Origin of the sequence: Actinospongiicola halichondriae, assembly GCF_049103745.1 — a bacterium.
Taxonomy (GTDB): Bacteria; Actinomycetota; Acidimicrobiia; order Acidimicrobiales; family Salinilacustritrichaceae; genus Salinilacustrithrix; species Salinilacustrithrix halichondriae.
This window is the reverse complement of sequence record NZ_CP171622.1, coordinates 3,701,667-3,715,563: the sequence shown is the minus strand read 5'-3', so window position 1 is coordinate 3,715,563 and position 13,897 is coordinate 3,701,667. Positions and strand designations below refer to the sequence as shown.

Annotated in this window: 14 protein-coding genes and 1 tRNA gene; 6 read left to right on the top strand and 9 right to left on the bottom strand. The window is 69.5% G+C overall.

Annotated elements, in window-relative coordinates; translation table 11 throughout:
• The first annotated feature begins 41 nt into the window (after positions 1 to 41).
• Positions 42 to 845 (top strand): inositol monophosphatase family protein, encoded by an 804-nt coding sequence (locus AB8619_RS18445; RefSeq protein WP_436794088.1) that lies wholly within the window; start codon positions 42 to 44, stop codon positions 843 to 845.
• Positions 846 to 1,134: 289 nt separating this feature from the next.
• Here the strand turns inward: AB8619_RS18445 and AB8619_RS18440 are convergent, their stop codons facing one another.
• The 4 genes from AB8619_RS18440 to AB8619_RS18425 all read right to left on the bottom strand — a co-directional run bounded on the left by AB8619_RS18440 (position 1,135) and on the right by AB8619_RS18425 (position 3,159).
• Positions 1,135 to 2,112, bottom strand: coding sequence for a hypothetical protein (locus tag AB8619_RS18440; RefSeq protein WP_436794087.1), 978 nt, complete (start codon positions 2,110 to 2,112; stop codon positions 1,135 to 1,137).
• A 7-nt stretch (positions 2,113 to 2,119) separates the two neighbouring features.
• A complete protein-coding gene (locus AB8619_RS18435) occupies positions 2,120 to 2,257 on the bottom strand; it encodes a hypothetical protein (RefSeq protein ID WP_436794086.1) in 138 nt (45 codons plus the stop codon).
• A gap of 96 nt (positions 2,258 to 2,353) precedes the next feature.
• Positions 2,354 to 2,427: transfer RNA gene (locus AB8619_RS18430), tRNA-Ile, on the bottom strand.
• A gap of 15 nt (positions 2,428 to 2,442) precedes the next feature.
• Complete coding sequence (locus tag AB8619_RS18425; RefSeq protein ID WP_436794085.1) at positions 2,443 to 3,159, bottom strand: DUF3566 domain-containing protein; 717 nt, start codon at positions 3,157 to 3,159, stop codon at positions 2,443 to 2,445.
• 180 nt (positions 3,160 to 3,339) lie between these two features.
• Here AB8619_RS18425 and gyrA point away from each other — a divergent pair, with 180 nt between their 5' ends.
• Together gyrA and AB8619_RS18415 are read left to right on the top strand one after the other, a co-directional pair.
• Positions 3,340 to 5,829 (top strand): DNA gyrase subunit A, encoded by a 2,490-nt coding sequence (gene gyrA, locus AB8619_RS18420; protein ID WP_436794084.1) that lies wholly within the window; start codon positions 3,340 to 3,342, stop codon positions 5,827 to 5,829.
• 69 nt (positions 5,830 to 5,898) lie between these two features.
• Positions 5,899 to 6,225, top strand: a complete 327-nt coding sequence (locus AB8619_RS18415) for a pilus assembly protein TadG-related protein (protein ID WP_436794083.1) — start codon at positions 5,899 to 5,901, stop codon at positions 6,223 to 6,225.
• On the opposite strand, the gene AB8619_RS18410 is transcribed toward AB8619_RS18415, so the two are convergent.
• The 3 genes from AB8619_RS18410 to AB8619_RS18400 are packed head-to-tail and all read right to left on the bottom strand — an operon-like array spanning position 6,205 to position 9,151.
• The gene (locus tag AB8619_RS18410; protein WP_436794082.1) at positions 6,205 to 7,758 is read right to left on the bottom strand and encodes a phosphotransferase family protein; all 1,554 of its coding nucleotides are present in this window, start codon (positions 7,756 to 7,758) and stop codon (positions 6,205 to 6,207) included. The two genes, AB8619_RS18415 and AB8619_RS18410, sit on opposite strands and share 21 nt — an antisense overlap.
• Positions 7,755 to 8,711: a glycosyltransferase family 2 protein gene (locus AB8619_RS18405; protein ID WP_436794081.1), complete on the bottom strand. Its 957-nt coding sequence runs from the start codon at positions 8,709 to 8,711 to the stop codon at positions 7,755 to 7,757. The genes AB8619_RS18410 and AB8619_RS18405 overlap by 4 nt, the downstream gene beginning before the upstream one ends.
• Positions 8,708 to 9,151: a DUF5655 domain-containing protein gene (locus AB8619_RS18400; protein WP_436794080.1), complete on the bottom strand. Its 444-nt coding sequence runs from the start codon at positions 9,149 to 9,151 to the stop codon at positions 8,708 to 8,710. Before AB8619_RS18400 ends, AB8619_RS18405 begins: the two co-directional genes overlap by 4 nt.
• A gap of 43 nt (positions 9,152 to 9,194) precedes the next feature.
• On the opposite strand from AB8619_RS18400, the gene AB8619_RS18395 reads away from it, so the two are divergent.
• Entirely contained in the window at positions 9,195 to 9,572 is a 378-nt protein-coding gene (locus tag AB8619_RS18395; protein ID WP_436794079.1) for a hypothetical protein, read from the top strand.
• 19 nt (positions 9,573 to 9,591) lie between these two features.
• Here AB8619_RS18395 and AB8619_RS18390 read toward each other — a convergent pair whose 3' ends face one another.
• Entirely contained in the window at positions 9,592 to 11,535 is a 1,944-nt protein-coding gene (locus AB8619_RS18390) for a DNA gyrase/topoisomerase IV subunit B (RefSeq protein WP_436794078.1), read from the bottom strand.
• Between the two features lie 198 nt (positions 11,536 to 11,733).
• On the opposite strand from AB8619_RS18390, the gene AB8619_RS18385 reads away from it, so the two are divergent.
• Both AB8619_RS18385 and AB8619_RS18380 read left to right on the top strand, forming a co-directional pair.
• Positions 11,734 to 12,606, top strand: coding sequence for an RNA polymerase sigma factor (locus AB8619_RS18385; RefSeq protein ID WP_436794077.1), 873 nt, complete (start codon positions 11,734 to 11,736; stop codon positions 12,604 to 12,606).
• 42 nt (positions 12,607 to 12,648) lie between these two features.
• Positions 12,649 to 13,560 carry a sulfotransferase family protein gene (locus AB8619_RS18380; RefSeq protein ID WP_436794076.1) on the top strand — a complete coding sequence of 304 codons (912 nt, stop codon included), beginning with the start codon at positions 12,649 to 12,651 and terminating at the stop codon, positions 13,558 to 13,560.
• Here the strand turns inward: AB8619_RS18380 and AB8619_RS18375 are convergent.
• Complete coding sequence (locus AB8619_RS18375; RefSeq protein ID WP_436794075.1) at positions 13,544 to 13,879, bottom strand: DUF721 domain-containing protein; 336 nt, start codon at positions 13,877 to 13,879, stop codon at positions 13,544 to 13,546. The genes AB8619_RS18380 and AB8619_RS18375 overlap by 17 nt on opposite strands.
• Positions 13,880 to 13,897: the final 18 nt, after the last annotated feature.

Genomic DNA, 13,897 nt, shown 5'->3' with positions numbered 1-13,897 from the left:
CGAGCACGGGATCGGCAATGGCCCCGTGGCATGCTGGCCAGATGACTGCGCCTGCGGCCGATCCCGACCTCCTCACCTGGGCAGTCGAGCTCACGAAAGAAGCCGGGCGGAGGACGCTGTCCCGCTTCCGTGCCGACGACCTGGCCATCGAGTCGAAGGGCGACGGGACCCCGGTCACCGAAGCCGACAAGGACGCCGAGTCGTACATCCGCTCCGAGCTCGCTGTCGCCCATCCCGGCGACGCCATCCTCGGCGAGGAGGAGGGCGCGGCCGAGGGCACGTCCGGTCGACGCTGGGTGATCGACCCGATCGACGGCACCAAGGCGTTCATGCGGGGCGTGCCGCTCTACACCGGCCTCACCGCCCTCGAGGACGAACACGGCTGGTTGGTCTCGGTCATCAACATGCCGGCGATCGGCGAGTGCGTGTACGCCGGTCGGGGCCTCGGATGCTTCCAGGACGACCGTCAGGGCGAGCGACGACCGGCGCGGGTCGGCGAGCGGTCGGAGACGCCGTTCATGATGGCCTCGGGCTACACCCGCTGGGACGAGACCGCGCTGCTCAACGTCAAGCGGGCCGGGTGGGCGCTGCGTACCTGGGGTGACGGCTTCGGCTACGCCCTCGTCGCCACCGGCCGCGCCGACGCCATGGTCGACCCCGCCGCCGCACTGTGGGACGTCGCCCCCATGCCGCTGGTCATCGCCGAGGCCGGCGGTCGCTTCACCACCATCGACGGTGGCGAACTCGACACCAGCGACCCACTGGCGGCCAGCGGCGTCGCCACCAACGGCGAGCGGCACGAGGAACTCCTGTCGCTGCTCGTTCCGGGGCAGCCGGCGGCGTGAGCCGAAGGGCGACGGGGCGGGACCCCTCGTCGCACGTCACCCTCCTTCGCACGTCACCCTCCTTCGCACGTCACCCTCGTTCGCACGTCACCCTCGTTCGCAACGTGCCGATCGGCACGTTGCAGTACGAAAAGCGCACCGAACGTACCGATCGGCACGTTCCGCACACCTGGGCCCGGGCCAAGGATCGGCACGTACCGGTACGGAAACGACACCCAACGTGCCGATCGGCACGTTCCGCACACACGCCACGCCCCGGGTGGAGACGTGTCGCCCCGGGTGGAGACGGTCAGGTCGAGCCGACGAACACTGCGGCGCGGACGCCGAGGTCGGCCAGATCGGCCAGGAACGACGTCGAATCGACCACCGAGGCGAGACCGTGGGCCCCGACGGGGAAGGCGCCGGCGACGGCGCGACGGGCTGCGAGGCCGGCGACGGCACCCGCCGCCACGGCCGGGCGGTCGATGGCGCCGGCGACCTCGATCACCGTCGTCCCCGCTCGCCGGCCGCGGACCTCGACCCGTACCGCACCGATGCGGCCCTCGGGATGCGGACGCCGGAGCATCGGGAGCCAGGCCGTGAGGCGCTGACGGCGATTGGCCGCCTGACGGGCGGTGATCCGTTCGGCGGCCGGGAACCCCCGCTGCAGCAGGATCGAATCGGCCAGCGCGGCGCGGTAACAGTCGACCGACCCGATGGGGTCGGGGAACACGCACAACTCGCGGCCGGACCCGCCGGGTCGTCGCACCCAGTCGCCGTCACGCCAGTCGGCGGCCCGACCGGACAGCGCGGCGTGGTGCTGACGTGCGCACGCCGGCCCACCGGTGCCGAAGCGGGCGACGTGGATCTCGTCGACCTCGTCCATCCACCCCGCGACGTGGCGGGCGAGGACACAGGTGAGTCCCGGGGAGAAACCTGCTCCGACGACGACCGAGACGCCGCGTTCGCGGGCATCGGCGTCGAGCGAGAGGAGACCTTCGACGTCGCTGATGGCGTCGCTGGTCGAGATCACATGGCGACCGGCGCGCACCGCCCGCCTGGCATCGTCGACGTGTGAACCCACCGGACCGGCCAGCACGACGGCATCGCTGTCGTCGGTGACGACACCGAGCGAGGCCACGGCGCCGATCGATCGCTGGAGGGCCGCGGGTCGTTCACCCGGACCAGCCAGCACGACGGCATCGAACTCCGGGCATCCGGCCAACTGACGCGCAGCGCGGGCACCCGTCGCGCCGATGCCGGACACCAGTGCGGTGCGGCCGCTCACGAGCGGGTCACCGGAGATCGTTGCCCTGCAGCTCCCGCCAGCCACCGGACTGGGGTGGCGTGCCACCGGTCCCGCGCACCCGCAGCACGCCGGCCACGACCGCGGCGACACCGAGTGCCGCAATTGCCCGTCGCAACAGGTTCATGAACATGCTCCGTGGCAGTCGGCCGTGGACCGCAGTTGTGAGGCGCAGCCGAACAACTGCATGGAACCGAGGCCGCCCTGCGGCCGAAGGTTCCCGTGGGGCTAACAAGAATCGAACTTGTGACCTCACCCTTATCAGGGGTGCGCTCTAACCGACTGAGCTATAGCCCCGGGAGGCAGGCGAATCTAGACCACCTCGTCGGCGGAACCCAGCCCGATCGACTCGTCGGTGGGTGCTGCACCGTTGCCGGTACCGGTGGTGGGCGTGGTCCAGGTCTCGTCCGGCGTGGGCATCTTCCACGGATCGCGGGCCGGAGCCGCGACGGCAGGTGCGGTCGCGGGCGGGTTCGTGGTGGTCGCGTTCGTGTCGGCCGGAGACGCCGCAGTCGGCTCGTCGGCCGGGGGGCGTGCCGGTGCGTCGCCGGCAGGACGGCGGGCCGGCGTGACGATCAGGTCCTCGTCGATGGCGGTCATGCGGATGCCGCCGGTGAGATCGGAGATGAGATTGAAGAGGACCGCGCCCAGCGATGCCAGGGCGACGAAGAGGGCGCACAGGACGGCCATGCCGACCGCGGTCGCCTGGAAGACCACGCTGCCCAGGATCTCGAAACCACCCTCGTAACCACCCGAGTCCTCGAAGAAGCCCTCGATGCCGTCGATGGTGCCGACCCGATCGGCCGCCCGCCACAGGAGGTAGCCGCTGATCATCCCGATGACGTAGCCGCACAACGCGAAGGCCGTGGCGATCTTGGCCACGGACCACACCTCGACGTGCCGCACCACGCGGTGGACCAGACGGGCCTTGCGCCGCCGGCGCGGCGGTGGTCGATGGGCCTCGCCGCGTGCACCTCGTCGACCCTGGGTCCCGCCGTCGCCTCGCAGGCCTGAGGGTTCGTTCGCCATCGTGCTCCAGTGTATGGACGTGTGGTTCGTCGCCCGAGTGCACCGAGCATATTCGGCGCTCGGGGACCCCTGGCTGACACCCCCGAAGCGGTAGAATCACCTGCATGTGATTCGTGTCCCGGAGACGCGTTTCCCCATCCTCCCCCACCGTCGAGCAGTACTCCGAGGAGCGATCTCCCAGTGTCCGATCAGAGCACCCCGCCACCCCCCACCGACGGCGGCGACACGGACCAGTCGGACGGCGACGCCTACGACATCGAGCCCATCGAGATCCAGGACGAGATGGAGAACTCGTTCCTCGAGTACGCCATGTCGGTCATCATGTCGCGGGCCCTCCCCGACGCCCGCGACGGCCTCAAGCCCGTGCATCGCCGGATCCTGTGGGGCATGGAGGACATCGGCGCCCGCCCCGACCGTTCGCACATGAAGTGCGCCCGCGTCACCGGCCACGTGATGGGCCACTTCCACCCCCACGGCGACGGCGCCATCTACGACGCCCTCGTCCGGATGGCCCAGCCGTTCTCGCTGCGCCACCCGCTGATCGACTTCCACGGCAACTACGGCTCGCCCGACTTCGGTCCCGCCGCCGCCCGCTACACCGAGTGCCGTCTCGCCACCCTCGCCACCCACCTGCTCGACGGCATCGGCGAGGAGACGGTCGACTTCAAGGACACGTATTCCGGCGAGTTCACCGAGCCCACGGTCCTCCCGGCCCGCTTCCCCAACCTGTTGGTCAACGGCTCCGAGGGCATCGCGGTCGGCATGGCCACCAAGATCCCGCCCCACAACCTGGGCGAGGTCGTCGACGCCACCGTCCACCTGCTCAACAACCCCGGCGCCACCGTCGAGGACCTCATGAAGTACGTGAAGGGCCCCGACTTCCCGACCGCCGGACTGCTCATGGGGCGCCAGGGCATCATCGACGCCTACACGACCGGCAAGGGCACCGTGAAGCTGCGGGCCAAGGCCGAGATCGTCGAGGGCAAGACCCGAGACCAGATCATCGTCACCGAGATGCCGTACCAGACCTCGATCTCGGCCACGGCCAGCAAGATCAAGGACCTGGTCAACGACAAGATCATCGAGGGCATCGCCGAACTCAACGACGAGTCCGCCAAGGGCAAGACCCGCCTCGTCGTGACCCTCAAGCGCGACGCACCGGCGCTCGTGGTCCTCAACAACCTCTACAAGCACACGCCGCTGCAGACCAGCTACTCGATCAACATGGTCGCCCTGGTCGAGGGCGTGCCCCGCACGCTCAACCTCCTCCAGGCGCTCCAGTCCTACGTCGGACACCAGGTCGAGGTCATCACCCGCCGGTCCGAGTACCGCCTCCGCAAGGCCGAGGCCCGCGCCCACATCGTCGAGGGTCTGCTCAAGGCGCTCGACATGATCGACGCCATCATCGACGCCATCCGGGCGTCGGCCGACAAGCAGGCCGCCCGCGAAGCGCTCATGGCCGCGCCGTTCGAGTTCTCCGAGATCCAGGCCGAGCACATCCTCGACATGCAGCTCTCCCGCCTCACCCGGCTGGGACGCTCCGACCTCGAGGAGGAGATGGCCAAGCTGGCCGAGACCATCGCCGAGCTCAACGCGATCCTCGCCGACGACGTGAAGCTGCGGAAGGTCATCGAGGACGAGCTCGTCGAGATCCGGGGCAAGTTCGCCACCGACCGCCGCTCGATCCTCACCCACGACCCGGGCGAGCTGAACATCGAGGACCTCATCGACGACGAGGAGCTCGTCGTCACCATGTCGCACCGCGGCTACGTCAAGACGGTCGAGGCCGACAGCTTCCGCCGCCAGGGCCGTGGTGGTCGGGGCGTGGCCGGCGCCAAGCTGCGCGACGAGGACTACGTCACCAAGATCCTCACCACCACCGCGCACGCGTACCTGTTGTTCTTCTCGAACCAGGGCAAGGTGTACCGCCTCAAGGCTCACGAGATCCCCAAGAAGGACCGCACCGCACGCGGCACGGCGATCGTCAACCTGCTCCAGCTCGAGCCCGACGAGCGGATCCAGGCGATCATCGACACCCGCGACTACGAGACCCAGCCGTACCTGTTCTTCGCCACGAAGCAGGGCCAGGTCAAGAAGACGAAGTTCACCGAGTACGACAAGTCGCGACGCGACGGCCTCATCGCCATCAACCTCCGTGACGGCGACGAGTTGGTGAAGGTGCTCTCGAGCACCGGCGAGTCCGACATGTTCATGGTCTCCAAGGCCGGCATGACGATCCGGTTCAACGAGTCCGACGTCCGTCCGATGGGGCGCAGCGCCGCCGGCGTGCGAGGCATGAAGCTCAAGTCGGCCGACGACGAGGTCGTCTCCTGCGACATCGCCCGCGACGACACCGCGATCCTCATCGTCACCGACGCCGGCTACGGCAAGCGCACCCAGCTCGACAAGTTCAACGTCCAGGGCCGCGGTGGCATGGGCGTGCGAGGCATCAAGATCACCGCCAAGAAGGGCAGCGTGGTCGCGGCGTTCATGGTCGGCCTCGACGACGAGATCTTCGTGATCGCCAACGACGGCGTCACCATCCGCATGGAGGCCCGCACGATCTCGTCGCAGGGTCGCGACGCCACCGGCGTGAAGGTCATGGACGTCAAGGGCGACGTCCACGTGGCCGCCGTCGCACCGGTACTCTTCTCCGACGACGACGAGTGAGCTCGGCCCGGTCGGGCCCCAGACTCTCGTACTCCCACTTCCTCCGATGACGACACGTTGGAGGAAGTCATGTCGAACGCCGCATCACGCGGGCAGACGACGCCGTTGGTCGCGATCGTCCTGGTGCTCGCCGCACTGTTGCTGATCCCGCTGGGACTCATCGCCCGGGCCACGATCGAACGGGCCGAGGCGCAGAACGCTGCCGATGCGGTCGCGCTGGCCGGTGCGCTCGAGGGACGCGCCGAAGCGGAGACGATCGCTGCCCGGAACCAAGGCCGCCTCGAGTCCTACGAACAGCACGGCGACACCGTCGAGGTGGTGGTCGTCGTCGGCGGTCGCCGGGCCACGGCGCGGGCCGTGCGCTCGACGGTGCGGTCAGGCCCGGGCGATCGCTGACGCCACCGCGACCACGCCGTCCGGGTCGTCGCACAGGACGTCGACCACCGTGTCGGCGTGGATCCCCACCGTCGGCGTTGCGAGGCCGAGGTCGGTACGCCGACGCGCCACGCGGTTGGCCTGCTCGAGCCAGGTGTGGACCACGGCCAGGGCCACCACTGCCGGCGGGATCGAGGACTCGCGCACGGCCGAACCCAACGCATCGCGGACCGCGGAGACCGACGCCGACGGGCTCGGAACCTCGGTCCACAACCGACGCGCGGCCTCGCGGTGGCCGACCGCGTCGTGGTGGCCGGCCGCGACGTGGAGCCAGTAGGTCCCGAGGTAGACGAGGTCGGTCAACGGCGGGATGTGCGTCGGGGCGGGAGGGGCGGTGGCCTCCCAGTCGACCACCGCCACACCACCGGCGCGACGGAGGATGTTCCACGGCCCCAGGTCCCCGTGCGTCCATCCGTGCGCGATCGGCGTCCCGTCGAGGTCCGCCGCCGCCGCACGGAGGGTCTCGACGAGGGCGTCGAGACGCGGGGCGTGGCCGAACAACCGGTGGTGTTCGACGGCCGGAGCGACGATCCAGTCGTCGAACCGATCCGGGTGCCACGGGTGCATCTCCTGCGTCTCCGTGACCAGCCGCCGGGCCCACGCGACCGCGGCAGCGAGATCGCCCATCGCCGCCGACCGGTCGCCACGACCCGAACTCACCGCCATCGACGTCCCGGTGATCCCGGTCTCGCGTCCCGCGACCAGTGCCCCACGACGTTCGGTGCCGAGTGGCTCGGGCACGGTGTCGCGCATCGTCGGCGACAGCAGGTCACGCAGGCGTCGCAGGGACTCCTGTTCGGCGACGACGACGTCGTTCCCCGCCGGTTCGGTCGGCACCTTGACCACGGTCCGGGGCCGGGAGTCGCCGGGGGCGAACTCGCACAGCACCGTGCGACTCCAGCGGTCGTTCCCACTCGTCAGGACGAGGGGACGGACCCCACCCGACGGCGTGGTGGGCCGCGTTCCCACGAAGACGACGGTCGGCAGGACGAGGCCGAGGACCGACGGCGATCGACGTGCCAGCGTGGCGAGCACGGCACCGCTCACCCGGGCGACGGCCGTGCGTTCGACCAGCAGATGGTCGAGGTACCACCGCATCGCGCCGGGATGGTCGATCGGGAGGTGCCGGCGTGGGTGATCCCAGTCGGGGACGGGCCAGTACCGCTCGACGACACCGAGTCCCCCGGCCCGAAGCGCTCGCGTCGCCGCGATTCGTGCTCGTCCTCGATGCCGTTCGACCACGAGTACGGCGGTGGCCTGCGGCGCTCGGGCCACGATCTCGCCCGTGGGGATCGCGACGTCGCCGACGACGGCGACCGCATCGGCCGAGGCCAGGTCGGCAACGTCGAACGACACCGCGGCGGCGATCCCCGCGGATCGAAGGAGGTGGCCGGTCCGTTCCGGGGCGCCCAACACGACCAGCGACCGCCAGCCCTCCGGCGGCGTCGGCAACAGGTGACACCAGTCGATGCGCTCTCCGGCTGGGGTGTTCACGCCGTCCACGGTTGCTCCGTGGACCAGCCGCGGATCGCGTCGCGGGCGACGAGCGAGAACGTCCGAGCGCGGGCGGCGTCACCCGACCCGGACGCCAGACGGAGACGCTCACGGGTCCACTGCGCGGCGGCGACGAGCGCCGTCTCGGCCCGGAGCAGGGCAAGGGATCGACGGCCCAGATGTTCGCGGTGGTACCGGGCCCGGCTCGAGAAGTACCGGCGGGCCAACTCGTCGCGGTAGGCCGAGGTGCTGGCGCCGCCGACGTGGACGACCGCGGCGTCCGGTGCCAGTTGGACGCTCGATCCGGCATCGCGGACGCGACGGCAGAAGTCGACCTCCTCGAAGTACATCCGGTAACGCTCGTCGAACCCGCCGAGCGATTCCCACACCTCGCGTCGGATGCACAGCGCAGCCCCGAGCAGCCAGGCGACCGACCGCACTTCGTCGTACGCGGCGGTGTGCACGTGCCGGCGAGCGAGCGGGCCGATCCGAGCGATCAGCGGGAGCAGACCGAGATCCTGGAGCGCCATCTGTCCGACCGTCGGCTCGGGGTAGCACGAGTGCTGGACCGAACCATCGGGGTCGAACAGCCGCGGACCGACCACGGCCGCGTCGTCGTGGGTGGTCACGTGGTGGGCCAGGGCGTCGAGACACCCCGCGGCCACCTCGGTGTCGCTGTTGAGGACCAGGCACCACGCGGCGGCGGTGCGGGCGATGCCGCGGTTCACGCCGGCGCCGTACCCGGGGTTGTCGTCACACGCCAGAAGGCCGACGTCGGGGAAGCGCTCGCGCACCATGGCGACACTGCCGTCGGTCGAGGCGTGGTCGACGACGACGATGTCGGCGGGCTCCTCGGCGACCACCGACTCGAGGCACTGCGCCAGAAGGTCGACGGTGTTGTGGTTCACCACGACCACGGCGATCTCGGAGTCCGTGCCTCGCCGCGCCGTCATCGGGGCCGCACGGTACCCGGACCGTCGTCGGCGGCCCGGTAGGCCTCGGTGATCCACTCGCACACCTGCTCGTCGATGTCGTCGGGGCCGCGGGCGTTGACGACGTGATACCAACGACTCCCCTCGCCGACGACCTTGCGGGACAGGCGGTCGCTCTCGACCTTGCGGTGCAGGACGAAGCCGACCGCCACCCACTTGGTCATGGTGCGCAGTTGGAGGAACGTCCGGCTGCCGTGCTTGCAGAACAGGCCGACCGAGACCGGCTCGACATGGGTCGGGTCGCCCTCGATCGTGTCGAGGTGGGCCTGGACCGCGTCGTAGATCGGACGCTCGAAGTCGGGCCCCGACGAGAAGTACTCGTCGAGCGTCATCGCCGGCGCGCACTCGTGACCCTGGTTCGTCCGCCCGAAGCGGCGGTCGCACTCCGGGCACGTCCACATCGCGCCCAGCCTCGCGCGGCGGACCCGGGGATACCCTCGCCCCATGAGCATCCCGGTCCAACTCGTTGGCCTCGCCGACGCCATCGCCGCCCGCACCATGGCGCCCTACCTCCTCACCTCCGACGACGACGGTCGCCCCCACGCCACCGCCATCGTGTTGCGTTGGGAGGCCGGCACGCTGGTCGGACCCTGCGGACGATCGACCGGTCGCAACGGCGCTGCGCGCCCTGCCGTCTCGGTGCTGTGGCCACCCGACACATCGGGTGACTACTCACTCATCGTCGACGCCGACATGACCGTGAGCGGCGACGACGAGACCCGTCTGGCCCATCTCACGCCGACGCATGCCATCCTCCATCGCCCGGCCGCCGTTCCCGACCCGGCCACCGACTGCGCCCACGACTGCAAGCCGGTCCTGTAGACCGCCCGGCGGAGCGAACTCAGATGTCGACGAACTTGACGTCCTTGGCGTTGGTCACGATGAAGTCCTTGCGAGCCGGGACGTCGTCGCCCATGAGGACCGACATCACCTCGTCAGCGAGGGCGGCCTGTTCGACCGTGACCTGGAGCAACCGGCGGGACTCGGGGTTCATCGTCGTGACCTCGAGCTCGTCGGCGTCCATCTCGCCCAGACCCTTGAGGCGCTGGAAGTCCTTCTTGTGGTTCGGGTTCTCGCCCAGGAACGCCGTCCGGGCCTTCTCGTCCTTGAGGTAGATCTTGGACTTGCCGACCAGGGTCGAGAACAACGGCGGCTGCGCGATGTAGATGCAGCCCTTCTCGACCAACGGCTTCATCTGACGGAAGAAGAACGTGAGGAGCAGGGTGCGGATGTGTGAGCCGTCGACGTCGGCGTCGCACATGGCGATGATCTTGTCGTAGCGACGCTTCTCGACGTCGAACTCCTCGCCCACGCTCGCACCGATGGCCGAGATCAGCGCCTGGACCTCGGTGTTCTTGAGCATCTTGTCCATGCGGGCACGCTCGACGTTGAGGATCTTGCCGCGGATGGGCAGGATCGCCTGCGTCCGAGGATCGCGAGCCGAGACGGCGGAACCGCCGGCGGAGTCGCCCTCGACGATGAACAGCTCGCGCTCGTTGGTGTTCTTGGCCGAGCAGTCCTTGAGCTTGTCGGGCATGCCGGCGCCATCGAGCAGGGTCTTGGACCGGATGCTGTTCCGCGCCGCCTTGGCGGCTTCGCGCGCCTCGGCTGCCGAGTACGCCTTGCGGATGACCTTGTTGGCCTCGGTCGGGTTCTCCTCCAACCACTGCTGCAACTGGTCGTTGGTGACCTTGGTGACGAGCGAACGCATCGCCGTGTTGCCGAGCTTCGCCTTGGTCTGGCCCTCGAACTGGGGCTCCTGGAGGCGAACGGAGATGACGGCGGTGAGGCCCTCACGCACGTCGTCGCCGGTCAGACCCAGGTCCTTCTTGTTCTTGGCGACCGGGTGTTCCTTGGCGTACTTGTTGATCGTCGACGTGAGGGCGGTCTTGAAGCCCTCTTCGTGGGTGCCACCCTCGTTGGTGGCGATGCCGTTGGCGAAGGAGTGGATGCCGTCGCGGTTGTAGCCCGTGTTCCACTGGAACGCGATCTCGACCTCTTGGGTCTCGTCACTGCCCTCGAAGTAGCCGACCTTGGACCACAGCGAATCCTTCGTCTTGTTGATGTGCTTGACGAAGTCCTGGATGCCGCCGTTGTACTTGTACTCGACACGCTCGTTGTCGCGGAGGTGCTCGGGGGTCGACTCGCGCTGGTCCTGGAACCGGATCTCGAGACCGCGGTTGAGGAACGCCATCATCTGGAGCCGCTCGAGGATCGTGCGGCTCGAGAACTCGATGGTCTCGAAGATGGTCGGATCCGGCCAGAACGTCACCGACGTGCCGGTGCGGCCCCGGGGGGAGTCACCGGTCACCTTCAGCTTGCCCTGGGGGACGCCGCCGTCGGCGAAGTCCATGCGGTGGCGCTTGCCGTCGCGGTCGACCTCGACGATGACCTTGGTCGACAAGGCGTTGACGACCGAGACACCCACGCCGTGGAGGCCGCCGGAGACCTTGTAGCCCTCACCGTCGAACTTGCCGCCACCGTGGAGCTTGGTCAGCGCGATCTCGACGCCGGTCATCTTCTGGGCCTTGTTCATCCCCGTGGGGATGCCGCGCCCGTCGTCGACGACCTTGCAGGCGCCGTCGGGGAGGATCGTGATGTCGATCCGGGTGCAATGGCCGGCCATGGCCTCGTCGACCGAGTTGTCCACGACCTCCCACACGCAGTGGTGCAGGCCCACGGGGCCGGTCGATCCGATGTACATGCCGGGTCGCTTGCGGACAGCTTCGAGTCCTTCGAGGACCCGCATGTTGTCGGCGCCGTACGAGGTCGTCTCAGGGGCCACGGTTTCCTCCGATTCGCTGGCTGATTCGGGGTCCGATTCGCGGTCGTCTTCCCAAGTCACAACGGTGTCATCCTACCAGTGGACCCCCGACATCCCGGCCATCGACGGGGTGGTTGTCGAGCGTCGCGGAGCGGTACGCGCAGGGTCCGTCAGCAGGATCGGTAGGACACCGGCGAACCGGCGCCGAACAACAGATCCATGGGCGAGACCACCAGCGACGACCAGCTCGACGAACTCCCCCTCGACCGAGACGAGATGATCCTCGTCGACCGCCTGTGGCGATCGGGCACCAGTGCCACCGCCGTGTCGCCCAGCACCCGTCGCGACCTCCGCCTCCTGCAGCGCTTCCTGTCCCTGGACGACCGCAAGGCGGTCGTCCCGCTGCTGCGCCGCCACCGGGTCGCCACCTGGCGCCTGGCGTGCGCGATCACCCTCGACGTCGACACCGCCGAGATCGTCGTCGAGAACGCCTGGCGCGAGGTGCTCCAGGGTGAGGGTGCGGCCATCGGCACCTGGTCGAACCCCCGAGCGTGGCTCTTCGAGGTGGTCCGTCGCCACGGCCTCGAACAGGGTGCCGCACCTGGTGTCGAACTCGACCTCGACGCCGACATCAGCATGTTCCCTCTCGACCAGGCCGGCGACGTCGGGCTCCTGGCCGCATCGTTCTCCCTCCTCGACGAGGTGGCTCGGACCGCCGTCTGGCTGCACGCCGTCGAGGGCTTCGACGACGTCGACACCGCCTTCGTCCTCGGGCTCCGACGCCTCGAGACCCACGACCTGATCGACGGGGCGATGGGCGACCTGCGGGTGGCCGCCGTGCGCGGTCAACTCCTCGCCGCCACCGATCGTTGCCACCCCGCCCTCGAGAAGTTCCTCGGTTACCTCGACGAGGACCTCGACCACGAGGGCGAGCAGGATCTCCTGTTGCACCTGCGCCGTTGCCGCCGCTGCGCCGCTCGCCTCGATGCCGTCGAGGCTCCCGGTCTGTCGCTCGTCGACCGGGTGCTCGCTCCGCCGGCACCGCTGACCCACCGCCTCCGGCAGCTGGCATCGACCCCGGCGAACAGTTAGCACGATCCCGCCCGGTGCGAGCGCCCTCGGTAGCGTGAGCCCGTGACCTCCGCCGATCACCCCGCCACGAGCGGTGGATGGGACTTCCTCGTCATCGGCGCCCAGAAGGCCGGCACGACGACGCTGCACCACCTCCTCGGCGACCACCCGCGTCTGGCGTTGCCGACCGAGAAGGAGGCACCGATCTTCCACGAGACCGGTGATCCGACCCGCGTCGAGACCCAGGCCCGCCAGCTCCTCGGTCCGCCGGACGGTCGACTCCGCGGCAAGGCGACGCCGCAGTACATGTGCGCGCCGGGCACCGCCGCGAACGTCGCCGCAGTGAACCCCGACATGCGCATCATCGCCCTTTTCCGCGATCCCGTCGACCGCGCCCGCAGCCATTGGGCGATGCGGGCCCGGTTCCGCACCGACGAGCGGCCCTTCGCCGAGGCGATCCGGCAGCAGTTGGACACCCCACCCTCGCTCGACGGCCCGATCGAGGAAGAGGACGGCTACATCCGCTTCGGCGAGTACGGCCGCGTGCTCCTCGACTACCGAGCCCACTTCCCCGCCGAGGCGATGCTCGTGCTGCACATGGACGAGCTCGCCGCCGACCCCGTCGGCGTCGTCGCCCGGGTGACCGCGCACCTCGGCGTCGAAGCCCATCAACCCGGCGCGGCCGGCGAACGCTTCAACGTCGCGTCACGCGAGGCCCGCTTCCCACGCGCCGAGGCCGCGCTCTGGCGATTGCTGCCCTACGACAAGCTGTGGTCCGCTGCCAGTCCCTCGATGCGTCAGCGGGCCGGGGCGGTCCTCGACCGCCTCCAGGTCAATCGACCGTCTCCCGAGGTCGACGCGTCCTTGCCCGACGACGTCACCGAGCGTCTGGTCGAGCACTTCCGTGCCGATCTGGCCCTGCTCGACGCGAGCGACCTGTCGGTCCCCGCGGTCACGGTCAACGGGAACGGCTGACCCGTACGTCGACCCCGGTCACGCGACCGACCCCCAACAGGCCGTCGAGACGTTCGATCAGATCGGCCTCGAGCCACCGGACGTGGCTGACCACCGCAGGATCGTCGGCGACGAGCACCAGTCGACCGCCCTCGAGCCCGGCGGGCCGGGTACGGGACGCGAGCACCGTGCCCACGACCTCCTCCCAACGGTTGAACACCAGGTCGACGGCGTCGGTGCCAGGCGCTCCCATGCCCCGCACCACGCGGTCGAGGAGCGAGGACATGTCGGTGAGCGGCCCGAGGTCGATCGGGTCCTCGTCACTGCGGTCGTCGGCCATCACCGATCATCCTTGCAG